Annotated in this window: 19 protein-coding genes; 6 read left to right on the top strand and 13 right to left on the bottom strand. The window is 54.3% G+C overall.

Going from position 1 to position 23,065, the window contains the following annotated elements; genetic code table 11:
• Window positions 1-90: 90 nt before the first annotated feature.
• The 5 genes from RDV48_10290 to RDV48_10270 form a co-directional block, all read right to left on the bottom strand.
• Window positions 91-2,184 (bottom strand): ribonuclease R, encoded by a 2,094-nt coding sequence (locus RDV48_10290; GenBank protein MDQ7823171.1) that lies wholly within the window; start codon window positions 2,182-2,184, stop codon window positions 91-93.
• Entirely contained in the window at window positions 2,156-4,216 is a 2,061-nt protein-coding gene (locus tag RDV48_10285) for a response regulator (protein ID MDQ7823170.1), read from the bottom strand. The genes RDV48_10290 and RDV48_10285 overlap by 29 nt, the downstream gene beginning before the upstream one ends.
• Window positions 4,217-4,267: 51 nt before the next feature.
• A complete protein-coding gene (amrS, locus tag RDV48_10280) occupies window positions 4,268-5,428 on the bottom strand; it encodes an AmmeMemoRadiSam system radical SAM enzyme (GenBank protein ID MDQ7823169.1) in 1,161 nt (386 codons plus the stop codon).
• A gap of 104 nt (window positions 5,429-5,532) precedes the next feature.
• Complete coding sequence (locus tag RDV48_10275; GenBank protein MDQ7823168.1) at window positions 5,533-6,735, bottom strand: NAD(P)/FAD-dependent oxidoreductase; 1,203 nt, start codon at window positions 6,733-6,735, stop codon at window positions 5,533-5,535.
• Window positions 6,728-8,029, bottom strand: coding sequence for a hemolysin family protein (locus RDV48_10270; GenBank protein ID MDQ7823167.1), 1,302 nt, complete (start codon window positions 8,027-8,029; stop codon window positions 6,728-6,730). The genes RDV48_10275 and RDV48_10270 overlap by 8 nt, the downstream gene beginning before the upstream one ends.
• 162 nt (window positions 8,030-8,191) lie before the next feature.
• Here RDV48_10270 and RDV48_10265 point away from each other — a divergent pair, with 162 nt between their 5' ends.
• Entirely contained in the window at window positions 8,192-9,136 is a 945-nt protein-coding gene (locus tag RDV48_10265; GenBank protein ID MDQ7823166.1) for an SDR family oxidoreductase, read from the top strand.
• 133 nt (window positions 9,137-9,269) lie between these two features.
• Window positions 9,270-10,043: an ankyrin repeat domain-containing protein gene (locus tag RDV48_10260; protein ID MDQ7823165.1), complete on the top strand. Its 774-nt coding sequence runs from the start codon at window positions 9,270-9,272 to the stop codon at window positions 10,041-10,043.
• Here the strand turns inward: RDV48_10260 and RDV48_10255 are convergent.
• Window positions 10,038-11,279, bottom strand: a complete 1,242-nt coding sequence (locus tag RDV48_10255) for a type II secretion system F family protein (protein MDQ7823164.1) — start codon at window positions 11,277-11,279, stop codon at window positions 10,038-10,040. The two genes, RDV48_10260 and RDV48_10255, sit on opposite strands and share 6 nt — an antisense overlap.
• Window positions 11,280-11,458: 179 nt before the next feature.
• Between RDV48_10255 and RDV48_10250 the strand changes: the two genes are divergently transcribed.
• Together RDV48_10250 and RDV48_10245 are read left to right on the top strand one after the other, a co-directional pair.
• On the top strand, window positions 11,459-11,974 hold the full coding sequence (locus RDV48_10250; GenBank protein MDQ7823163.1) for a type II secretion system protein: 516 nt from the start codon (window positions 11,459-11,461) through the stop codon (window positions 11,972-11,974).
• Window positions 11,967-12,560: a type II secretion system protein gene (locus RDV48_10245; GenBank protein ID MDQ7823162.1), complete on the top strand. Its 594-nt coding sequence runs from the start codon at window positions 11,967-11,969 to the stop codon at window positions 12,558-12,560. The genes RDV48_10250 and RDV48_10245 overlap by 8 nt, the downstream gene beginning before the upstream one ends.
• Window positions 12,561-12,568: 8 nt before the next feature.
• Here RDV48_10245 and RDV48_10240 read toward each other — a convergent pair whose 3' ends face one another.
• From RDV48_10240 to RDV48_10220, 5 genes are read right to left on the bottom strand one after another with little or no spacing between them, the layout of a single operon-like run.
• Window positions 12,569-13,225 (bottom strand): hypothetical protein, encoded by a 657-nt coding sequence (locus tag RDV48_10240; GenBank protein ID MDQ7823161.1) that lies wholly within the window; start codon window positions 13,223-13,225, stop codon window positions 12,569-12,571.
• Window positions 13,222-13,800: a hypothetical protein gene (locus RDV48_10235; GenBank protein MDQ7823160.1), complete on the bottom strand. Its 579-nt coding sequence runs from the start codon at window positions 13,798-13,800 to the stop codon at window positions 13,222-13,224. The genes RDV48_10240 and RDV48_10235 overlap by 4 nt, the downstream gene beginning before the upstream one ends.
• A gap of 7 nt (window positions 13,801-13,807) precedes the next feature.
• Complete coding sequence (locus RDV48_10230; GenBank protein ID MDQ7823159.1) at window positions 13,808-14,368, bottom strand: hypothetical protein; 561 nt, start codon at window positions 14,366-14,368, stop codon at window positions 13,808-13,810.
• Window positions 14,369-14,383: 15 nt separating this feature from the next.
• Window positions 14,384-15,055, bottom strand: a complete 672-nt coding sequence (locus tag RDV48_10225; GenBank protein ID MDQ7823158.1) for a hypothetical protein — start codon at window positions 15,053-15,055, stop codon at window positions 14,384-14,386.
• The gene (locus RDV48_10220) at window positions 15,048-15,506 is read right to left on the bottom strand and encodes a hypothetical protein (protein ID MDQ7823157.1); all 459 of its coding nucleotides are present in this window, start codon (window positions 15,504-15,506) and stop codon (window positions 15,048-15,050) included. Before RDV48_10220 ends, RDV48_10225 begins: the two co-directional genes overlap by 8 nt.
• 269 nt (window positions 15,507-15,775) lie before the next feature.
• Between RDV48_10220 and RDV48_10215 the strand changes: the two genes are divergently transcribed.
• Window positions 15,776-17,176: a radical SAM protein gene (locus RDV48_10215; GenBank protein MDQ7823156.1), complete on the top strand. Its 1,401-nt coding sequence runs from the start codon at window positions 15,776-15,778 to the stop codon at window positions 17,174-17,176.
• A gap of 2 nt (window positions 17,177-17,178) precedes the next feature.
• Here the strand turns inward: RDV48_10215 and RDV48_10210 are convergent, their stop codons facing one another.
• A complete protein-coding gene (locus tag RDV48_10210; protein ID MDQ7823155.1) occupies window positions 17,179-18,948 on the bottom strand; it encodes a hypothetical protein in 1,770 nt (589 codons plus the stop codon).
• Window positions 18,949-19,043: 95 nt separating this feature from the next.
• Between RDV48_10210 and RDV48_10205 the strand changes: the two genes are divergently transcribed.
• A complete protein-coding gene (locus RDV48_10205; protein MDQ7823154.1) occupies window positions 19,044-21,611 on the top strand; it encodes an SPASM domain-containing protein in 2,568 nt (855 codons plus the stop codon).
• On the opposite strand, the gene RDV48_10200 is transcribed toward RDV48_10205, so the two are convergent.
• Complete coding sequence (locus tag RDV48_10200) at window positions 21,502-23,052, bottom strand: radical SAM protein (protein MDQ7823153.1); 1,551 nt, start codon at window positions 23,050-23,052, stop codon at window positions 21,502-21,504. The genes RDV48_10205 and RDV48_10200 overlap by 110 nt on opposite strands.
• Window positions 23,053-23,065 lie beyond the last annotated feature (13 nt).

Below are 23,065 nucleotides of genomic sequence, written 5' to 3'. Positions count from 1 at the left end.
TTCTCCGTTTCCTTCAGTGGCTTTTACACGTCATATTATGTTAGCAAATTTTTAGATATTTGTCAATATATTTTCGAAAAAAATGGGTCTTTATTCTTTGCGGCCCTGGTAAGAGAGCCTCAGGGTCCCTTCCCTGGGCCACACCAGCTCAGGCACCACGATGACGGCTTCACCGGGGGCGAACTCCATTTTTCTCGGCTTGGGGCAGTCAGCCTCCAGGAGAGTCTCGGAGAGCTGCACGTGGAGCTTGTCAGGATGAACACGCAGCACGACGGCATTTTTTTCCCTCCCTGTCTGCTTTTCAAGGTACCTGAGAATCCAGTAGGTTTTTCTCTCGCGCTCAAGGAGCTCGGCAATCTCAATCACTCTCTCTGTCTCGGCAATGAGGGCGGCAAGCTCTTCGGAAGTATAGCGTGGAGGCCCTCCCTCCAGCACGGATTTCAGCTGACGGTGCATGGCAAGGTCGCTGTAACGCCTGAGAGGGGATGTCGCCTGGATATAGCTGTCAATGCCCAGTCCCGAGTGCCTCTGGGGCGACACGTCAACGGTCACTTTCTTCAGGACGCGTCTCATCTGGTAGCACATGAGAGGAGTGACGGGCTCGCTGAGGGCAATCTTCTCTTCAGGGGCCGGCTGCCCCCTGTATATCGCGGGGATGCCCTCCTTGACGCAGAACTCCCCTGCCACTGAGTTTGCCAGGATCATCAACTCCGAAACAAGAACCTGGCTGGGCTTTGAGGGATCGTCCAACTTTATCGAAACAGAGTAATGATCATCAACGCTCACGTTCACGCGGGGAATGGGAGTATAGAGAGCGCCCAGCGCTATCCTCTTCTGGAGCAGCACCCTTGCAATATCATAGAGCCGTGCAAGGTCCAGGGCATCCTGGTAAGTATCATCAACCATATCATAGGTAAGCCTTCTGGTGACGGCAATAAGAGTTTTTTCGATTCTCGAGGCCACGACGTCTCCCCCTGGCGAGAAAGTGACAAAGAAAGATAGGGCAGGCCTTGTCCCTCCCTCCACCAGGCTTGCGAGGTCCTCGCTTAAAGCCCCGGGCAGCATAGGTATCTTGAGGTCCGGAAGATAGACCGACGTGCCCCTGGCCCGGGCCTCGAGGTCAGGGGGAGAGCCTTCGGGGATAAAGCCCGTGATATCGGCAATATGAACGCCCACCAGGTATCCCTCCGGGACCTCCTCGATAGAGAGCGCATCGTCAAAATCCCTGGTCTTCAGGTCATCGATGGTGACGGCAGGCACATGGCGGTAATCAAGATATCCCTGGAAGCTCCTGGTGCCCCGCTCTGCTGCCAGCTCTTCGCAGGAGCGCTCTACTTCAGGGGGAAAGGAGAGAGGCACCCCGTGCTCCTTGATGAGAAGGTTTTCATGATCGTTCCAGATCCCGGCCTTCACCAGAAGCTCAAAGGGCCCCTGGGGAGAGGTGATACCGGCGAGAGCCAGGACATCGGATACTTCCTTGAACCGGGGCGATTCCTTCTTCTTTATGGCAACATCCTTGAGGGAGGCGATGAATTCCTGGGCTTCGGCGATAAATGCCCCGGCCTTTCCCTCATAGAGGGCCCGGGCATTCTCGGCAAGAATCCCGTGCCTTCTGCGGCGCTCATCCTCTCTCTGCCTCTGGAGGAGAACTCCCTCCACATGGTCCCGCGGCTGAGGATAATAGTGCTCATCCTTTCTCCTGAAATAAAGCTTTTCCTGGTGAAGGAGCCTGAACATGGCGGAGCGCTCATCGCAGGAATAGGAAGAGCCGAAATAAAGGGCCGCGAGGTCTTCCAGGGTATAGGACTCGCTCTCTTCAAGGCAGAGCTCCCACAGGTCACTGAGGGCAATACTCTCCTTGAGAGCCTCCCTTTTTGCGGCAAGGGCGCGGAGTGCCGCAATGATGCCTTCGCGCTCCTCGAGGTCCTTCCCTGAGATGGTATCGGTAAAGAGAGCCTTGTCTTCGCTTACTTTCAGCTCTCTCCCTTCCTCGGTGATACACCAGAGCTGCTCCAGCTCCTTTTTCCGGCAGAGCGCGCAGAGGATGGATTTATTGTGAAATATCTCTATTACTTTTTTTTCCTGCATGGTCTCCAGAGTCTCTATTTCCGACCGGGGCTGGTGAAAAAAGGTGCCGCTGATAACAGGGCCGCGGTTAATCCAGGACTTTGTCGCTCCCGTCATCCCTGTAGGAGATTATCTCCGGCCATGCGTTGAGGAATGACTCCACCACGGCAGGATCAAACTGGACACCGGAGTTTTTTATGATCTCCTCCCTGGCCTCTTCCTTGGTTACTCTGTTCCTGTAAGGCCTTTCGCTTGTCATAGCGTCAAAGGCGTCAGCAACGCTTATTATCCTTGCTGAGAGAGGTATCTCCTCCCTTTTCAGCCCGTCAGGGTAGCCTTTCCCGTCCCAGCGCTCATGATGGGAGCGGACACTCGAAATGGCCGGCGAGAGGAATTTCACCTGGCCCACGATCCTGGCGCCCATCTCGGGATGGCTCTTGATCTTCTCCCATTCCTCGTCGGAGAGCTTCCCCGCCTTGCCGAGGATGTCCTCGGCAACGCCGATCTTTCCCACATCGTGGAGGAGCAGGCTGTAGACAAATTCCTTCTCCTTGAGAATCGCGGGATTGTGCTGCGTGGCGATGCACTTCGCATAGAAAGAAACGCGCCCCGTATGGCCCCCCTTGTAGGCGTCCTTCACGTCGATGGCCTGGGCGAGGGCGGCGATCGTCTGGACATAGGTGACCTCAAGCTCGTTGAGGGTATCAACAAGCTGCTCGTTCTTGATCTTTTCCGCGTTATAAAGGGTGCTCATTTCCTGCGCATAGAGGAGGAGCTCCTTCTCCGCTATCTCGATGCCGCTCGAGAGGCTGTCAATCTTCTGGGGATACCTGGATTGGAGTTCCGCCACAATCTCCTTGGCATCCATGTATGAGCGGGGAAGGGCCACGGTGAATGCGGTCCCCTTGCCCACGGTGCTCTCCAGCTTTATGTATCCGCCATGATCCTCTATGATATGCTTGGTGATGGTGAGCCCCAGACCGATGCCGCTCACGTCGCGCGTCAGGAATTCCATGCTCTGGTAAAATGGGGAAAAAATGTTATCGAGATCCTCGACAGGGATCCCTTTCCCTGTATCCATGACCTTCACTTTCACCCATACTCCCTCATCAACGGCATCGACGGCAATCTTCCCGTAGGAGGGCGTGAAGGAAACAGCATTCTTCACGAGGTGGCCGAAAGCTTCCCTGAGGCGCGCCCTGTCTGCCCTGAGGGGCCTGAAGTCACTTTTGAGCGAGAGGGTGAGATCTATGTTCTTGCGCATTGCCTCGGCCATGTGCTCATTGACGACGAGTTCAAGGATCCCGGGGAGTGAAATCTCCTCCTTTTCGAAGAAGATGAGCCCCGACTTCATCTTGGAAAAGTCCAGAAGCTCCTGGATAAGGCTCTCTAGCTTCTCGGAGGCCTGCGTGATGGCCTTCATGAACTCATGGAGATCGCTGCCCACGTGGCGGCTCTTCATGACCTCGTTGATGAGGCCTATATAGCCCTTGATGATGGAGAGGGGAGTCCTGAGCTCATGGGACACGAGAGAAATGAAGGCATCCTTCATTTTTTCCATGTCCTTGAGGCGCTGATAGGCCATCTTGAGCTCTGAGGCCTTTTTCAGCTCTTCCTGGTAGATTTTTCCGAGGTCGTTGGCATAGAGAAGGAGCTGCCCTCTCTCGAGATGTATCAGTTCTCCCTTCAGCTCCGGGTCGGCCTTGAGGCTGTTCATCTCTGCCATGGCCCTGGGGCTCTTATCCAGGCGCACTATCTCTCCGCCGTCCTCCAGGCGCTCCCGTATCTTGTTGAGGAGTTCAATGGGGCTGAAAGGCTTGACAAAAAAATCATCGGCCCCTGAGTCTATGCCCTTGATTTTATGCTCCTCGGAGAGATCACCGGTGACCATTATGATGATCGTATCCTTGGTGGCGGTATCCTCCTTGAGGATCTTGCATACCTCGAAGCCGCTCATCTTCGGCATGGTGATGTCGAGCAGTACCAGGTTGGGCTTTTCCTCCCTGGCAATCTCCAGAGCCTCCTGGCCGTCAGAAGCTTCAAGTATCCGGTAGCCCTGGCTCTCTATGGTGCTGCGGGCAAGCTTTCTGATGATGTGTTCATCATCGACGAGCAGGATGGTCTTTGTCGCTTTCTCAAGGGCGCTCATATCCCTGAAATTTCAACAATTTCTCTCCAAATCCTGCCGTTCTTTGATTAATCAGGACCATATGCCGGGAATTATTGCCCCGCATGAGGGGCATTTTCCGCCGCGGATATTTGACTTGATGAGCTTCATTCCAATTCTCTGGATGAGGAGAGTCCGGCACTTGTGGCAGAAAGTATTGCCGCCCTCATGGCCCGGCAGGTTGCCGAGGTACACGTACTGCAGCCCCTTTCCCCTGGCGATTTTGTATGCCTTCTCCAGCGTGGTCACGGGCGTCTTGGGGAGGCTGCTCATGCGGTATGAGGGATAAAAACGGGAAAAGTGAAGGGGCACCGTCACGCCGAGATTATCCTTCACCCACTGGCAGAACCAGTCAATCTGATCCATATTGTCGCTCAGGGTGGGTATGACAAGCACCACAATCTCGCACCAGCTCCCCTTCTCCTTGAGGATCTTGAGGGCGTTGAGGACTGTTCCGAGCCTCCCGCGGCAATATTTCTTGTAAAAATCCTCGGTAAATCCCTTGACACTTACCGAGAACCCATCGATGTGTTTTGTGAGCAGCTTCAGCGGCTCTGAAAGGATATATCCCCCGGTGACCATGCAGTTTTTGAGGCCTGATTGCTGTGCAAGCTTTGCAGTGTCAAGCATGTATTCGTAGAATATTACGGGCTCCGTGTAGGTATAAGATATTCCGTGGCACTTGTTTTCTTTCGCCTTTTTCACCACCTCACGGGGCGTCATGGAAAAGCACTTCACCTGGTCAACGCGCTTCTGTGACATCTCCCAGTTCTGGCAGCACTGGCAGTCTAGGTTGCAGCCCGCCGTGGCCACGGCAAGGTTGTTCCTGCCGGGTGTCATGTGATAGATGGGATTCTTCTCTATAGAATCAATGTGAAGGGCCGAAAGCTTCCCGTAATTGGTCACGTAGAGCTTCCCGCCGCTTGAATACCGCACGTTGCAGACGCACAGCTCGCCTTCTTTGAGAAACCCGCAGTTTTCATCCAGGGGCGAGCAGGGGCAGAGAAGACAGTGGGCGATTCCTCCCTCGAGGGATTCATAGAACATGGCCTCGCGGGCGCCCTTCTGGAGCAGAGGCATCCTGGTCTTTGACGGGGCGGCCAGAGCCTCCCCTGAAAAAGCCGTCATGCCCATCATGCATCCAAGGGAAAATGCCGCCGTACTTTTCAGGAACTCCCTTCTCGCGATTTCCACCCTGTCTCAACCCCTTTCATGACCTCAAGACTTCCGCAGAGCCTCATAACACCCTGCTGCCGGTGTTAGACTCCCGGCAGGCAGATTTGTTTCCAGGAAAATTTTCACGCGGCATGGAGGTTTTTCTTTCTCCGCTGGAAAAGGCGCCTTATTCCCCTGTGGAGAAGCCCGTAAACCACCCTGTGAAACTCCCGCTCCTTCAGGAGGGAAAGCACAAGATGCTGGTGAAAGTCAAAGTCCCCCTCCCTTTCCACGACGTCAAGGAGATCCTTCTTCTGCAGTATGGAGAAAATGGCATCAAAATCATCATCAGAGAGATACTCGATGAACCTCCTGAAGAGAAGGCCCATGCGCAGCTCCTTCCCGATTACCCTTTTCCATTTACGGTCGTAGCTCCCAAGAGCCCTTGTGTCAAAATCCCCCGATTTCCTTGACGACACAATAGTTTCAGCGAGGATTCCCGCAGACAGGAGGCCGTAATATATGCCGCCGCCCGTGGTGGTCTTAAGCTGCCCCGCAGCGTCGCCAAGGGCGCATATCCTGCCGTTCTGCGAGCTCTCGGGGAAGCCCAGGGGAATCCTGCGGAACTCCCTTTTTTTCTCAAGCCTGACAATTCTCCCCTCGAGATAGGGGCTCCCCACCAGATTGTCAAAGCATTGTTTCAGGCGCTTTCTCACCATGATCCCTATCTTTGAGGTGGCGCTGTTTACCGAGACTGCATAGGCAAAGGAGCCCGGGGCAAAGTCATTTCCCAGGTAAAGCTCCACTCCCTCGAGCCCCTCTATCACCGCTTCAACCTGGAAGCTGTTCGAATAGAAGTGCGGCCTGTCTATTCCGCAGCGGAAGGGAAGGTTGGACATCGATCCCGTGGCAAGAATGCAGAGCTTTGCCGTGATGGTTTTCTCCTCGCCCCCCTCTCTTGCCCTCACGTAGACCTTGTCGCTGTCCTGATCAACCTGTATCACCCTTGAGGAGAGAGAGAACAGGGCTCCTGCCTGACGGGCAAGCCCGGCGTAGTATTCATCGAGCTTTCTGCGGTCCACCACGGCAGCCCTTATGGCAGGGGGACATTCTACGATGCGGCCATGGGGAGCAAAGATCCTGAACCGTGTGAGCCTGTTCTGCACAATATCTTCCGGGATGTGAAATTTTTCAAGAAATCTCTCGCTTACTATCCCTGCGCAATGGACAGGGTATCCCACCTGCTCATGCTCCTCCATGACCATCACATGGAACCCCTTCGAGGAGAGCCTCTCAGCTGCATAGCTCCCCATGGGACCTGCTCCTGCAATCACTACATCAACCATGGTTGGCTTTTTTCCTGGATTTCTTTCTTCTGACGCGGATCCGCGAGAGGCGGTACGACTCGGTTTTTTCTATGATGAACTCATAGGCACCGTATTCCACCGTATCGCCAAGTGACGGGATATTTTCCACAAGATTTATGACAAAACCTCCCACGGTCTGATAATCACCCTCGGGAAGCTCGATGTCCAGCTTCTCCTTCAATTCGTAGATGGTCATCTTGGCATCAACAATGTACTCGTCGTCGCTTATTTTTTCATATTTCGGGAGGCTGATGTCAAACTCGTCTTCAATGTCGCCCACAATCTCCTCCAGCAGCATCTCGATGGTTATCATCCCCGCCGTGCCTCCGAACTCGTCGATGATGAAAGTGATGCTTGCTTTCTTCTCGCGGAGATCCGACAGCAGGGCCATGACGTTCTGGCTTTCAGGGGCGAAATGGGGGGAGCGCATGATCTCTTTTACCGGCATGGCCGCGATATCTCTTTCCATGTGCTTCAGGATGTCCTTGGCATAGACCACGCCGACAATATGGTCTACGTTGGTCCCCTCTCTCACCGGTATCCTGGAATGGCCGGTTTTGTTTATCAACTCGATGGCTTTCGCCAGTGGCTCTTCATCCGATACGGCCACCATGTCCACGCGGGGCACCATGATCTGGCCCGCAAGGGTATCGCTGAACTCGAATATTCCCTCTATCATCTTCTTTTCCGCCTTTGCCAGGACCCCTTCTTTCGCCCCGTCGCTTATGACCATCTTTATCTCGTCCTCGGTGAGGAGATAGGGGTTGGAAGCAGGATTCACGCCAAGGGCTTTGATTATTGAGCGGGATATGAAAGCAAAAAGTGATATGACGGGAGAGAGCACATAAATTATTTTTTCCATCACCTGCCCCACCAGCAGCGAGACCTTCACGGCATTCTGGGCAGCAAAAGTCTTGGGCGTGATCTCGCCGAATATCACGATGAAGATTGTCATGAACAGGGTCGAGATGGCAATCCCATTTTTCCCCAGCAGGCTCACCGCAAGGACGCCTGCAAGGGACGAGGCAAGGATTATGAACATGTTCTCCGTCGTGAGGATCGTGGCGAAGAGCTTGTCATGCTTGGAGATGACCCTCTCCACCGCCTTGGCCTGCTTGTTCCCCTTCTCGACAAGGTTTTTAATCCTGATCCTGTTCACCGAGATGAGCGCCGCTTCAGAGCTGGAGAAAAAGGCAACGCAGCCGATGCAGAACAGAAGTATCAGCAAAATCAGATAATTGTTTTCAAAAGGTATGGCAATGTGAGGCTCCACTTCAAGCCCTCCTTCTAGTGAGTGAGAGACATAATTCAACAGGGAGCTCATTAACCCTTTTGCATCTCTAAAGGGATACTCTCCCATTCTCACGAAATGATTCCATGAAAGTCACGGAGAGTATCCGAGAAGCCAGAGTCTCTCACAGAAAGGAGAATGAACATGAACATCCTTGTAACGGGGGGGGCAGGATTCATCGGCTCCAATATTGTGGACGAATTAATCGCCCGGGGGCACCGCGTGGTGATCATCGATAATCTCTCGACAGGGAGAAGGGACAACCTTAACAAAGAAGCGGCATTTCACGAGATGGATGTGAGAAATCCTGAGATAGATAAGGTTTTTGAAAGCCACAGATTAGATGCCATTGTCCACCTCGCTGCCCAGATTGACGTGAGAAAATCCGTTGAGGACCCTTCTTTTGACGCAGATATCAACATACTGGGAGGGATCAACCTGCTCAGGGCCGCGAAGAAATTCAAAGTGAAAAAGATTGTCTACTCCTCGACAGGCGGCGCCATTTACGGAGAGCCCCGGTATCTGCCCGCCGATGAGAAGCATCCCATAAGGCCCATGGCAGGCTACGGGGTGAGCAAGTACGCCCTGGAGCATTACATAGAGCTGTTCTCTGATCTCTACGGCATCGATTACACAATCCTTCGGTACGCGAACGTCTACGGCCCCCGCCAGGATCCTCTCGGTGAGGCGGGCGTAATAGCAATCTTCACGGGGAAAATGCTTGAGGGAAAAAGCCCCGTTATTTTCGGCAACGGGGAACAGACCCGCGATTTTGTCTATGTAAGCGACGTGGTGAAGGCCAATGTCATCGCCCTGGAAAAGGGAAGCCGCGATATCTTCAACATCGGTACAGGCGAGGAGACATCGGTAAATACTGTTTTCAACGAGCTCAGGAAAGTCCTCGGGTCAAGCGGCGAGGCCACCTACCAGGCAGCCCGCCCCGGCGAGGTGTTCAGGGTTTACCTTGACAACAGGAAGGCCCTCGAGAGGCTGGGATGGAAACCTGAGGTGGGCCTCTATGAAGGTCTCAAAAGAACAGTGGAGTTTACCGGGGCTCAGAGCGGCGAGGCACGCAGCATGCCGAGCTGATGCACTTCCGGGGGCGCCTGTAACGGTATTTCATGAAGTGTGTGTTACTTTTACTTTTGCACTGACTTCTGATATAATTCTCCTGGGGGGAAATCCGTCAGCGCACCCTTCAGCAAGGAGCCTTGGAAACGAAATGCAGGCCTTCTTTATCATTGTGCTCATGCTGCTATGCATAGCAGCGGTACTGGTCATATTGAAGCTCAATGAAAAACAGAAAATCATTGAGCTCTTTCAGTATGCTGCAGAGGGCAACTCCCCCAGGCTCATCGGGTTTCTGAAAACCAACAAAAGGCTCGTGCACGCCAGGAACAGGGATGGCCGCACGGCTCTGCTTGTGGCACTTGAGAACGGCCACGGCGAGGCAGGACTTCATCTCCTCAAGGCGGGATCTGACATCACCTTCAAGGAAAATACCGGCAAAACGCTGATCCATTTCGCGGCACTCTGCAATACTCCCCATCTCCTGGATTTTCTGCTCTCCCGCGGGCTGGATGTGAACTCCCAGAGCTTTGAAAATATCACCCCCCTCCACATTGCCGCCATGAAAGGCAATGCAGCCTCGGCGGAAAGGCTTATCGAGACCGGCGCCGAGGTAAATGCCAAGGATAATATCGATGAGACGCCTCTCCATAAGGCCGTGCAGGAGGGGCGCATCGAGACTGCCGGGCTCCTTCTCTCCAGGAAGGCCAAGGTAAACGCAATGAACGAAAAAGATCCGCTGCCCCTTCTTATCGCCCTTACAAAAGGCCACGAGGAACTGGCTCTCCTTCTCATAGAGAAGGGCGCCGATGCCAACGCGGTGGACAATTTCAGCATAACACCGCTTGAACTGGCGCGCAAGACAGGAAACGTGAAGATAATCGAGCTTCTGAAGAAGCATGGCGCCCAGGAAAAGGAGAAATCATGAGAGAACCTTTATGAGGTTGTAGAGGGGAAGAAAAGTTGCAATAATGATGAACCCGAGCACTACGGAGAGCAATGAGATGACCAATGGCTCAAACATGGCCAGGAGCGTCTCCACTCTCTGGAGAAGCTCCTGCTCTATGACCTCCGACGACTTCCTGAGCATGTCCGCCATCGTGCCCGTAGCTTCTCCCGTCATTATGAAATCGACGGCAAACCTTGGCACGAACCAGATAGCACTCATGGCTTCCGAGAGATCATCGCCCTGCCTGACTTTCTGGTAAACCTCTTCCATATGGTATTTCAGGATGGTATTCTGCGAGATTTCTTTTATCTTTGTGAGCGCTTCGTTCATATAGACACCGTACTCGAGCATGCAGGCCAGGTTAAGGAATACCTGATAGAGATACCTTTTCGTGATAAGCTCCCCGAAGATGGGGAGCCTCAGCTTCATGGAATCATATGTGAAACGGCCCACGGGCGTCCTTATATAGCTCTGAGCCAGGAAGATCGCCACCGCGGAAATGATGAGGGCATAGAGCCAGAAAACCGGATCAAGAATGCACTTTCCCACCTTGATGACGATGAGGGTGCAGAGGGGCAGCTCCATGTTCACCTTGTCGTATATCCCGGTAAAGCTGGGTACAAAATAGATGAACATGAGCAGGATTATTACGAGGGAAAAGATGAGGACTGCCGCCGGATAGGTCAGGATGGCAACGGTTTTCTGCTTGAAAGAGTATGATTTCTCGAGATCCTGCGCGATGGTCCGGAAGGCTTCGGAGAGCCTTCCGGAGGTCTCCCCCACCTTCACTATGCCGATATATACTTCGGAGAAGACAAAGGGGAACTTCGCCAGGGCACCGGAGATCGAGAAGCCCTCCCTCAGGGCCATCAGTATCCCTGAGATCACCTTTTTAAATTTTCTGTCCTGTTCCACGATCAGGATGCTTCTGAGGCTTCTCAGGATGTTTATCCCCGCACCGATGAGTGTCGAGAACTGGCGCGTGAATAATATGACCGTCCTTTCGTCGATCCTCTCTTTCACGCCGAAGAGAGTCATCAAAAACCCGGAAATTCTCTGCAGTATGCCAGGTCTGTCAGAGGGTGAATAAACGTCAATGATGGTGAGATCATCTCTCCTCAGCATCATGATCACTGTGTCAACATTCCTGGCGCTGACCTCGCCGCCATGGGTCTCACCGGAGCTGTCTATCGCCACATATTTGTATGACTTCACTCGCACCACCTGGACACTGCCTTTGCTCAGGGCCGATAATCAGAAAATTCGTTTTCATCAAGGGCCTTTTCCTTTATTGCGATTCACCGGATAATTTGATAGAATATAAAAGAAGAAGTCCTTCATTATGAGAGAATGCGGGGGGGAAGAGAAGGGCGGCCTCCCCCGAGGAGCCTGAAATGACAAGAAGCACCGGGGGCTTCACCCTCGTTGAAATGATAGTGGTCCTGATGCTGTTCGGGATAGCTCTCGGCCTCCTTATCCCTTATTACCGCAACTACAGCGAAGTGCGCGCCGTTGAGTTCTGGAAGGATATGATCGTGAGCGATCTGAACAGGTGCAGGACCCTTGCCCAGCACGAAGAGAAAATGTGGGGCATAAAGATTACGGGGGAATCATCCTATCAATATGTATGCAGCGCCGATGAGGCTTTTCTATGGGCCGAGCCTGAAAAAAAGATAAGGAGGAATCTTGCTGACTCAGCATCCCGCACTTTCTTTATCGATGTGGCTGACGGCTCCGTCCTCTCCTTCAGCCCGGCAGCTTCAGTGGGAGACAGCGCGGACAGCCAGTGGGCTCCCCTCACTGCCAGAATGAACTCGCTGCCTGCTCCCTTCTCTATTAAAATAAAGTGCGGGAAGCACGAAAGGAGCATCGAGGTCTCCAGAAATTCTTACTGTGAGGGCCATGAATAAAGATCATCCACGAAAGTCCGCAGGGAAAAGCAGGGCTTTTTCCCTCCTGGAGGCAGTGATTGCCATTGCGCTCATGGCACTGTGCATCCTGATCTTTGCCTTTATCCTCACCGACAGCCTGAAAGCCTACAGGAACATGAAAGCCGAGACGTCGGTGAAGCAGAAGGCTGATGGCGTGATAGAGCAGCTCACCTCCGAGATCCGCTCCGCCTATGCCCTGGACACCGCCTCCTGCAACAACAGCCGCGTGGTTTTTTTCAGGAGCTTTGAAGACCGGAATTCCGGGCAGGCATACGTCTATAAGATATCATACGAGCAGGTGAAAGACACTGTTGAAAGAGCATGGTGGCGGACCGACAATCCCAGCGGGGCAAACGGCCGTGACGTGATAGCCACCAATATCGAGAGCCTCGACCTGGGGTATGTGGTGGACCTGGCAAAACCGGGATTCACCTCGTCACTGAAGTGCGAAATCAAATCCAGGGACAAGGTGCAGAACAGGGACATCACCTATCGCTCAGCCACCCAGTCCAAAAGAAGGGTGGTAAAGCAGGCTGATTCAGTCTCCGTGACCGATGAAAAATAGCTCCCTTCTCATATGCTCCAGGTTCCAAGGAGACGGAACTGCCCATATCCTTCGGCACAGACAGGCGTTCCGTAAAGCAGGGGTGAGAAGTAAACAAAGCTGAGGATCGATGCAGCTCCAAAGAGCCATACTATCGCCTTTCCCCACTTTCCCCTTCCCCAGAGAAGTTGAAGATAGTATGACACCGCTATCATCATCAGAGGAGTAAAGTTCAGGATATAATAAATATAGCCATTCCTTGGGGACAGGACCCACAGAAACACCTCAAAGACAAGGGAGAAAAAGACAAAGAGGGGAAGTTCCTCCCTGAAAGCCCTTGATGCCAGGCCGATGACGGCAGGGATACTGGCCCACCAGAGGAGGGGGTTTCCCAGCAGGACCACTGCAGAATAAAAGAGTTCCCCTGATCCTGAACAAAAAGTATCCTTATAGAGGAGCTGGGGCTTCATGAGCAGCATCCAGCTCCACCACGGAGAAGACTGCGGGTCATGGCCCGCCAGAGTGACTAAATACAAAAGGTTCTCCGCCTGCTGGTAAAAAAAGCCTGATGTACCGTAGCGGAAAACATACTCCAGGTGGCAGAGGAAATAGACAAGGAGAGGCACGGCAAGGAAGAAGAAAAGAGCACGGCAGAGGGCGCACCTCTCGGGATTATTCTTCATCATCCTCCAGAGACAGAATGACAGGCAGGCGAGAAGAGGAAGCAGGCTGCTCCATTTGCACCCCAGGGCAGCACCCCATGCGATTCCCATGGAAAGCCACAGAAGCCCCTGCTGCCCTGGATGATCCTCTCCCCGGAAAAAAAGCACGAGCGCCAGCAGCACAAAAAAAAAGCGTAAATGTCCAGCATTCCGAGGCGGCAGAGCGTGAAGTTCAGAAAGTCAAGGCAGAGAAACCACGTGGCCAGCAGAGAAAAGGCCGGCGGGAGAAATCTCCTCGCGACGAGCGAGAAAAGAAAGAGGCACGCAGTGCCGGTAAGAGCCCCCCCTGCCCTCCATCCATAGGGCCCCCACACCTTGCCGCACCATTTGATCAGGTAAAGAGCGACGGGTGGATGGGGAAGAGAGCGCTGAAGCTCTGGGATATCCTTCACCGGGGTATAATAAGCTTCATCAAAAATCAGGATGTTCCGGGGGAAAAAGGGTATGAGCCTCAGGGAGAAAGCGGCGATGAGCAGCAGGAAAAGCACCGTGGCATATGGCAGCTCTCTTCTGAGAAAGGCGGATACAGACTGTCTCACAGGAGGCTCACTCTCTCTTCAATATTATCTTCTCAAGCACCGCTTCTTTTACCTCTTCCGCGATCTCTCTGAGCGGCACGTCATTTTTCACCACGGGCCTGTAGCCCGGGTAAGTGACGGTGATGTTCATGGAGTCACTGGCTTCAAAGCTCTCCCTGCTGATTCTTATATCGCAGACAATCTGCATGGATGCGGTAAGATCGGCACCTTTTATCGTTATCTTCTCATCTCCGATAGCCGCGTCAACATTCAGATCCTCAATCCTGCAAGGATTTTCACCCTCCGGCGCAGGGGTCGAGGCCCCCTGCTCCCGCACCGCTGCGGGAAGCCCCTCTATGGCGAAACGGAGCCTGATAAGGAAAAAAGACCTCATCCCCGCGGGGAGATCGGGCCCGCCCTCTTTGCTGTTTACCTTTTGCGTCACTGTAGCCACGGGATACTTCGTGATGGTGCTCCGCGTTCTGATATGCTTCCCCGAGAAGAGGTGCCTCCCGACCATATAGAAAAGAGCGATTCCTGCAATGAGAAGGAAGATGGCTGCCATGGTGACGGTGGTGTATCTCTTCATCGATGCCTCATTTCCCTAACGGTACCATTCTGACCAGAGCTCCAGTTCCTCACAGGTCATGGAATAAACGGCATAGAGGCTCCTGGCCGAGAGCACCCTGGCGGCCGGCAGGGGCGGCGCCCCGGCGCTGTCATCTCTTATTATTCCTGTTGACCTTATGATGATGCGGTTCTTCATGGAGGGCGCCGTGAGGGCGAGGGCTCCCCCTCCAGTCTTGCACAAGAGATAAGGCCTGTATTTATGAGAGGGCGGAGGATAGACATAATCCTCGCCTTCCGGATAGGTGGCGTTTCTTCCCGTGGGAGAGGCTTTTCCCCTTCCCCTCCAGTCTTCACTGTGAAGCTTGAGCACAAGGCAGAAATAACCTTTAAGGTTGGCTCCCTTATCAATAAGAGGTGACGGGCTGTATATCTCCGCTCCCCAGCCGCCGCTGTCCAGCGGCACGGCTGCCCAGTCCACGCCGTTTGTCCTGAGGGCCTCGAGGGCATACTCTATGCCAGAATCGGCGAGCCAGAACGCCTCTGTCGTTGAAATCCCCATGGATCCCGTGAAGTAATTGTTGCTCACTATGCTGATGAATGACACGCAGAGGATGAAAAGTATCACCATGATAACCAGTGCCATGAAGAGGATTATCCCATGGGCCCCTGCTTTTCCTTTATGATTTGAGGTCTTGCTGTCACTCATGCAGTATCTTCCAGAACCGGCCGTCATTGCTGTCGGGGTAAAGAGGCTCGAATTTGAGGCTCCTTGAGGTGAAGGGCGTCCTCGCGATGTAAGTGATGATGCTGTATTCCCTGAAGGTCGGCTTCTTCAATGAGCCGCCCGGGTAAAAGGGCCCTTCCACCGTGACGTGCTCCTTCAGAAGGGTGGAGATGCCGGTCTCGGTGGCGGGGCTCTTCACTATCCTCCACCTGAAATCGGTGTCAGGACCGTCGAAGAAGTTCCAGCCCGAGTCAGAGCTTGACGCAGAAGAGATCACCTGGGCTCTCTCCTGCTCCACGGCCTTCTGCACGAGCCTGAACATTTTGGTCTGATCCCTGGTCTTCGCAAGGTAAAAAAAGCCCGAGGAGAGTATCTTCTGCACCATAAGCAAGGTAAATGACACCACAAATATCGCTATTACTATCTCTATCATGGTAAGACCCTGTGGCTTCCTTATGGCAGGTCATCCCTTTCTGGACAAGATGCGGCAACACTTCGCGGCGCCCGAAGGCACTCCTCGTTGTATAGATTGTATGGACCGCCGGTAAAATCCTCCTCCCGCAGGCCCTATCTCCATTGGAGCCGCCGGGCTTTCCCGGGACTTCAGGGTGCAGAACAGGAGCTCCTGATGACGGAAGGAGAATGGGAACCGATGTGTAACCATGAGGCTTATCCGCTGCGACAAAACCCGGAGCTTGCCCGATGGACTGGATTCGCCTGCTTACTGTTCAGTGGCATATTACGCCGCGGTGCGGCAATAACTGCCGGCACTGCTACGTGCACGAGGGCGCCACCTATGCCTCCGAGGTTGAGAATGAGCTTGATCTTGCAGAGCTGCTGCGCTGCCTGGAAAGCATAATAAGCTTTGAGCGGACCTGGAAGGCCCAGATACCCACCATGTACATCACAGGGGGAGACCCCTTTCTCCACCCCGAGTGGATGGCTTTTTTCAGGGAGCTGAGGGCCCATGGAAAAAGGATCTTCATATTCGGCAACCCTGAGCACCTCACCGATGAGAACCTTGAGTTCCTGAGAAAGATGGAAGTGGTGGGCTACCAGATGAGCCTTGACGGCCTCGAAGAGGTCCACGATCACGTCCGCTCTCCCGGAAGCTTCAGGAGGACCGTCGAGGCAATAGAAAAACTCAAGGCCTGCGGGATCCCCGTCCATATCATGTTTACTCTCTATCCCTATAACAAGGATCAGTTTATCCCCCTCTTCAGGCATGTCGTGACCACGACCGGCGCGAGTGTCTTCAACTTTGACATAGGCGCCTGCACCGGAAATGCAGGATCGCTGAAGGAGAGCCTGGGCCGCGATGAGCTCAGAGAGCTCCTGGCCCTTTACAGGAGAGAGAAAAAAGCCTTCAAGGAGGCCGGGTGCAGGAAGCGGATCTTTGAAAAGACCACGCTTTTCAGGATGATACGATACGAGGAGTATCTCTTCTATCCCTTCGCCCCCGAGGAGCTCCCCGTCGTATCAGGATGCCTCTGCGGGTGGACCAGCATAGCGGTCATCAGCGACGGCACCGTGATGGCCTGCAGGAGGGCTCCCTCCGTGGCGGGGAAAATGCCCGAGCAGACCTTTTCAGAGATCTTTCTTGAGTCGGAGCTCCTCAAGAGATTCAGGCGCCCCCAGTATTACAAGGGATGCGGAGCCTGCGCCTTCTACATGCACTGCCGCGGGTGCCCTACCACTGCCTACGGCATGACAAAGGATCTCTTTTCGCCCTATCCCCACTGTTTTCTGGGGCTTCTTGAAAGGAAGCCCCCGCGGCACCCTTCAAAGCCCCACTCCATTCCCATGAATACCACGGCCGATGAGGAGAGAGACCTCGTGGCCAGGCACTTCGGCAACGTCTACAGGAACAGGAGAGAAGACTTCCTGGATGACGGGAATGTGCAGAAGGCCCTTTCAGTGATAAGGAAAGGAGATGAGAGGCTCCTTTTCCTCGCCGAGCCCGATGATTACCTGAAAAGGAGGGGGCTCTCCCTGAGTGAGCTCCAGCGCCTCGCCGTGTACAGGCTCTCCAAGGAAAGGGCGGTTCCTTCACGCTGCCGCAGCTACGGCACCAGCGGCATGCAGAGATCCCCGGGGCGGTGATTTCAGGGATGGCCAATCATCAGGCATTTTCGCTGCTGGTCCATGAAGGCTATGAAAGGCTTCCCGCCGGGGCCTACTTTCATTGAAAAGAGAGAGCCCTGGCAGTCCGTCTTCTGGACTTTCCACTTTCCCCTCTCAAGAGAGCAGCACCTTATTATCCCTCCCCTGGAGTCATAATAAGCAATAATGGGACTGTCATTGGCACCCATGGCAATGCATGAGTACAGGCCCACGCCGGGTTCGGCATCTGCGGTGACGGTCTGCCATTTCCTGTTTTTCCTGACGGCGTATCTGAGACACTGCCTGCCCTTGTCATAATAGCTGATATGGGGGATATCGCGGCTGTCCAGGGCCATGGAGCAGAACTCGCCCACCTCGCGCCCGGGAGAGCCCCTGTCGATTATCTCGACGATCCACTTCCCCTCCCTTTTCTCCATGTAGTTCATTGAATGGTACTGGGGGCCGAAATAAGCGATGGAGGGCACGCCCTGGGAACTGACCGCCAGGGATATCCTGAATCCCTTGTCAGGGGGTCTCCTCACCAGGCGGAGAGGGGCCTCGATGACCCATTCCTTCCCGTTCCAGCTTGCAAGCTTGACCTGGCGGGTCTCCGTATTCAGATAGGCAATGCGGGGATAATCGTTTCTGTCGAGAGCCATGGAGATGAAGCAGTTCTTTCCCTTGTCAAAGGAGAAGGCCGTGTTCCACCTGGAGTCCCTCAGGTAGGCATAATAGGGGCTCAGGCCTGCCTCCGGCGAGCCTGAAGGGGATCCGTTGAAGCAGAATGCAAGGTTGGGCTCATTGAGCCTGTTGAAGGCGAGGCAGATGAAATGCTCAAGGCCGCTCGTGATCTCAAAGGTATCCTTTTTCCAGGCTTTTTCGCCCCTGACTGCAAACCGCCCCGTTCTGGAAGCCTGCGCATAATAAGCTACTGCGGGAGCGCCATTCCTGTCGAAAGAGAGGGAGGGATAATTCCCTGTGCCCCACTCGCTGTCAATGGTTTCAATCTTCCATGAAGTGACACCGGGAGGCGGCTTCAAGGCAGCCTGATGCTGCCCGCTTTCAAGGGTGGTCATTATATCGTCAAAGCAGGCATTGCTGTTGGCGCCGATGAAGAGGCCCGCTTTCCCGGGCAGGCTGTGGGTCCTGTCCTCGATGTCAAAGACGGGGGATCCGTCAAACCAGCACTGGAGCCTTGCACCGCCTGCCTTTGCCCTCAGGGTGTGCCATGCGCCGTATTTCTTTTTGTTGAAGTTCCTGAGGCTCTTGACCCCGATCCTGGATTTATAGCCGTTGGTATAGCTGTAGAGGGTCACTTTGTTATGGGTCGCGCAGTACTTGAAGAGCAGGTAATCGCCTGTCCCCCGGTACCTCCATACCAGTCCCCCTTCGGCATGGCCGCGCCCTGATACAATCTTCATTCTCGTGGAAAGCTCCCCGTCGAGGTACTCGCTTTTTTTCAGAAGGGCCAGGAAGAGGGGATTTACCTTTTTGGCAGCGCGGTCGCTGTTCTCATTCAGGCCTGAGAGGACCTTGTTCCCCTTGTCATCGGCAATCGTAAGCACCCCATGGGGGGACTCATTCTCTCCGGGATACACACACATGAAGCCTTCAGGCGATCTGCCCGCATGGGAAGAGGAAAACTGCAGGATTTCCGTCTCGGCCCGCAGGGAGCCCCCTCCATGAAAGAAGAGGGCCAGGATAATAACCAGGGTCATTATGGAGCGGTTCTTCATGTGCACCGGCGTCTTCCCCTTTTCGAAATAGTTCATGAAGAAGCCCTGTTTTTCCTCTTTGCCGCAGGGAGGAAAAGGCCTGATCTGCATCAACTGAGAGGATATGAAGGCTCCTCCAAGAATATGGCTTTATGGCCATTGAACTGCCCATGTCTTTTCTTCACTGCGAGGTGGATCTTGATTCTCCGGGAGAAAAAAGGCTCCTGGCATTCCTGCCGAAGTTCAGAAAGCACATCAGGCCTTATGTGAAAGAGATTACCTTCAGATGGAGCGATCCTTCCCGCAGGGAGAACCGGCCTCTTCTTGATGAAATCACAGGCCTGGACATACCCTTCATCATAAGGACTGAAGGCTCCTGGTCCGACCCAGGATGGTTTCTCAGGAAAGCCTCCGGGATCCCGATGCTTGAGGCGCTCGCCATATCAGGTTTTGACGAGCGCATTATTCCCTGTGATGAACGGGATGTGAGCTTTTTCACAAGGCTTGAGCTCTTCGGCACGATAAGGCAGGCACGCTCCATGGGATTGCCGGTGAAGGCCCTTATTCCCCTCAGGGAGAGCACCGAGAAGTACCTTGAAGAGATCCTGGAGGCCGCCTGTGAATGCGGTGCGGAAACTGCCGTGCTGGAGCGCCGGCCTCACAACTTCAGCGGTGAGAAGGCACGGGGAGCGGAGCTGCAGAGAACGATGGCAGCAAGGCTCCGCTCCCTTGCACAGGAGGGGTGGCCTCTCTCTTTTGCCGGCTGCATGCCTTTCGGTGCATCCAGGGGATATCCCGGCAGCTGCGGTGCAGGCATTACCTGCTGCTTTATCACCTCCGATGGAGGAGTCTATCCCTGTGAGCACGCAGAAACGCCCGTGGGAAATATCCTGGAAGCTCCTCTCCACAGTTTTTACGATACAGAGGCGGTGAAAGCCTGGCGCAGCAGGAAACACTGCACTATCTCAGGCTTTCCCGACTACTCTGCATTGTCGCGGGAAAACGAGCTCACCCTGCCTATCCAGATGGATGAATGTCTTGAAGCGGTGCCGCGCTATGAGCTGAGGAAGGGTCTTGATTACCGCTTGCTTGTGTTTGAAAAAGACTCCTTCCCTATTCTCCCCGGGGATGAAGCCCTCTTCCGCTTTCTTTTCAAGAGGCCTGCCCTGCGGGAAATTGCCTTGATTCACGGCGAAGCCTCTTTAAGAAAAGTCTTTTCCCTTTACCTGAGAGGCTTCCTTTCTTTCGCCGCAGCAAGGGTGAGGCCCGCAGGCGATGAACAGCCCCACGGAATGCAAAGGCGCGGGAAAGGGGATATCCTTGATTTCAACCAGAATCTGCTGCTCTGGCTCTCACCGGAGGCAATGTTCCGCAGGAAGCGGAACAGGGTCCTCATCCTTCACCCTCAGAGCGCCTCATTTCATCTCGCACCGCTCTCCCTCTGCTACATGGTGAGAAGCCTCGCTGAGCCCTGCTATTTTGACGATTTCTGCAGGGACCACGAATGGCTCGGGAGGGAAAAGGCCGAGAATCTCGTCAGGAGCCTCTACATTGAGGGGATAATCGAGGTGAACGGAATCTGCTTCTGGAACGAGGCACTCCCTGAGCCCCCCGAGGAAAAGAGGTTCATAGAATGCTCGCTGCTGGCCCTGGATGAACATATGAACCGCATGGGTGAAAAAACTCTCCGCCATATCCTGAAGGCTCTTGAAGTCCATTACCGCGGAATGGAGAAGAGATTAGAGCTTATCTTTGAGAAGAATGATGGCACTCTGGAGGAATGGCTGAGCATTTTCTTCAGGGAATTGGGGAATTTCGCCTTTTCACAGGCAGGGGAGAGCAGGGTGAGGCTCCTGGTAAAAGAGCTGCCTCTCAATGAAGGGATTCTGGGCCTCTTGAGAGAGCACTCCGCCAGCCTTGAAATCCATATAAGGGAGGGAAACGATCCCGATCCGGAGCTGATAAAAAGGATCTCGGGCCTGGGTATCCCCGTGATTCTCACGATAGCCGCAGAAACTCCGGCAGCAGCGCTGAAAAAGCTCAGGAGCTTCAGGAGCACAGGAGCTTCGGCGCTCCGTTTTGAGCCTTGCATCAACCATGGCGACTTTATGAGCGTCGATGAATGGCTCAAGGCATATGTGAGAATTTTTGAAGCCCTTTACAGCCCCGGCGGGAAGGGAGCCCCAGGCGCTCCCACGGTGATGAACTTTGAGGATCTCCTCGCAGACCGCCACAGGAATAAAAGGAGGGGGAGCCCCTGTTCCTGCCGTCCCTGCGGTGCAGGGTCCCACCGCCTGGCCTTCTCGGTGAAAGGGGATCTTTTCCCCTGCCCAAGGATGATGGGCCGCGAAGAGTTCAACTGCGGACCCGTCAGGTCCAAGGCCTCGCCGGAGAGAAGAGCTTCAAGGACCCTTGAAAAAATCCTCGGCAGCGGCACCGCAGGCCCTGCAAGGTGCAGAAAATGCTTCTGGAGGGCTTTGTGCCCCGGCGAATGCCCGGTAGTCTGCCGGGAGCACAGGCGCGCCCCCGGCGATCCTTATCCTGCCTGCGGATTCACCAGGCATATGATGGAAGAGCTGAGCATGAGAGTCATTCCGGCAGCGGTACCATCTATCGAGGCCCAAGGGAAAGCCTCCACAGGGAGCTGTAAACAGGCTTTCTCTCCGGGGACTCCGTACCCAGGAGGTCCTGAACCAGCGACGGATCAGAAGAAATCCTGAGGGCAAGCTCTTCAAGGACCACCTTGTGAAAGCCGCAGTAATAGTCGCCATGTTCAGGATCTCCTCCGCTGGCGGCTATCTTTGAGATGCACCCTCCGCCGCACAGGCGCATCCATTTGCACCGGCCGCAGCTCTTGAGGCTCTCCACCCTGCGCTCATTGAGTACCTGGTAAGGGGAAGAGCCGGTGATGATGGCTGAAAGGTCTCCCCTGTCATAGACATTTCCCATCCTGAAGGACTCAATGCCTGTCATCTCCTCGCATGGGTAAATACCGCCATCGGTATCAAAGGCAATTATGCTGTTCCCCGCCCCGCATGGGCTGCGGTAGCACATGTCGGCCCTTTCCTTCGAGGTCAGGAGATCCAGGTAAGTGCAGAGGTTCCTGAAGACCATTCTCTTTTTGACAGGCCTCTCTTCAGCCTCGAAGGGGGTGGATCCCCTGTTGATTTCTTTCACAAGGTCGGCTGCCTCCAGGAATCCCTCGGCAAAAGAGGGGGCGTTTTCGGGCCTTATCCCTCCCCGGGCTTTCGCCCGTCCCATGGGATAAACGGGGCGGATTGAGATATCGTGGATGTCATGGGAAAGAGCGTGGCGGAGCACCGAGGAATAGTCTTCAGGCCTTTCAATGGTGGCAAGGGTGCCCGCATGCCTGCGCCTGGCAATGAGGTTTTCTATCCCTCCGAGGGTGGCTTCATAGGTTCCGCTCCCGTCGCTCCTGACCCTGTTCCTGTTATGGAGCGCCTCGCTGCCGTCGCAGCTTATTCCCGCCCTTATATCATGGCGCGCAAGAAGACTGGCCGTTCTGCCGGTTATCAGGGAGCCGTTTGTCTGCATAAGGAAGTTCACCGTCTTCCCAAGGGCTTTTGAGAGGCTCTGTCCATAACGCACCGTGGGAAGCACCACTTCATCGAAGACGAGAAGGGGCTCGCCGCCGTGGAACTCTATGGTGAGGGAAGGGAGTGGCAGCTCAAAAAGGAGTCTCTTGACAAGATATTTTGAAGTTTCAAGCGCCATATCTGTGCGCGCAGGCGATGAGCTGTTGTAGCAGTAAAGACATGAGAAATTGCAGCGGTTGGTGACATGGAGGGAAATAAAGTGGGGATATTTTCTGCCGCTCTCCCAGAGTGCCTTCGGATCGTAAAAAGTGCGTCCATTGACGCGGAGGAAATTGAGCCGGCAGAGGCCCGTGATAAAATCTTTCACCTCGGCAGGCTCATGTGATGCAAGGCGCCCTGCAAGCTCCCCAAAGGAGAGGCCCCCTGCAAGCTCTTTTAAAACATTGCAGGAGAATTCGTCCAGAACAGTCCATGAGGCGCTTTCAGGCTCAACAACGAGCACTGCGCTGCCGTGCTCCGAAAACGCGAGGCTTTTCTGAGGCTCAATAAGAGAATCGGGCTTCAGCTCCAGGGGAAAATCCTCGGTTCCTGCCAAAACGGCCATTCTCTATCCACCC

This window comes from Candidatus Eremiobacterota bacterium (genome assembly GCA_031082125.1).
Taxonomy (GTDB): domain Bacteria; phylum Vulcanimicrobiota; class CADAWZ01; order CADAWZ01; family Ess09-12; genus Ess09-12.
This window is presented reverse-complemented; position numbering and strand designations above follow the sequence as displayed.

Bases quoted from the DNA above. Each gene is read 5' to 3' on its own strand.
- RDV48_10290 (MDQ7823171.1), bottom strand. From the start codon at position 2,184: ATGACGGGAGCGACAAAGTCCTGGATTAACCGCGGCCCTGTTATCAGC.
- RDV48_10285 (MDQ7823170.1), bottom strand. From the start codon at position 4,216: ATGAGCGCCCTTGAGAAAGCGACAAAGACCATCCTGCTCGTCGATGAT.
- RDV48_10275 (MDQ7823168.1), bottom strand. From the start codon at position 6,735: ATGGTTGATGTAGTGATTGCAGGAGCAGGTCCCATGGGGAGCTATGCA.
- RDV48_10265 (MDQ7823166.1), top strand. From the start codon at position 8,192: ATGAACATCCTTGTAACGGGGGGGGCAGGATTCATCGGCTCCAATATT.
- RDV48_10260 (MDQ7823165.1), top strand. From the start codon at position 9,270: ATGCAGGCCTTCTTTATCATTGTGCTCATGCTGCTATGCATAGCAGCG.
- RDV48_10250 (MDQ7823163.1), top strand. From the start codon at position 11,459: ATGACAAGAAGCACCGGGGGCTTCACCCTCGTTGAAATGATAGTGGTC.
- RDV48_10245 (MDQ7823162.1), top strand. From the start codon at position 11,967: ATGAATAAAGATCATCCACGAAAGTCCGCAGGGAAAAGCAGGGCTTTT.
- RDV48_10240 (MDQ7823161.1), bottom strand. From the start codon at position 13,225: ATGATGAAGAATAATCCCGAGAGGTGCGCCCTCTGCCGTGCTCTTTTC.
- RDV48_10230 (MDQ7823159.1), bottom strand. From the start codon at position 14,368: ATGAAGAGATACACCACCGTCACCATGGCAGCCATCTTCCTTCTCATT.
- RDV48_10225 (MDQ7823158.1), bottom strand. From the start codon at position 15,055: ATGAGTGACAGCAAGACCTCAAATCATAAAGGAAAAGCAGGGGCCCAT.
- RDV48_10220 (MDQ7823157.1), bottom strand. From the start codon at position 15,506: ATGATAGAGATAGTAATAGCGATATTTGTGGTGTCATTTACCTTGCTT.
- RDV48_10215 (MDQ7823156.1), top strand. From the start codon at position 15,776: ATGGACTGGATTCGCCTGCTTACTGTTCAGTGGCATATTACGCCGCGG.
- RDV48_10210 (MDQ7823155.1), bottom strand. From the start codon at position 18,948: ATGAACTATTTCGAAAAGGGGAAGACGCCGGTGCACATGAAGAACCGC.
- RDV48_10205 (MDQ7823154.1), top strand. From the start codon at position 19,044: ATGGCCATTGAACTGCCCATGTCTTTTCTTCACTGCGAGGTGGATCTT.
- RDV48_10200 (MDQ7823153.1), bottom strand. From the start codon at position 23,052: ATGGCCGTTTTGGCAGGAACCGAGGATTTTCCCCTGGAGCTGAAGCCC.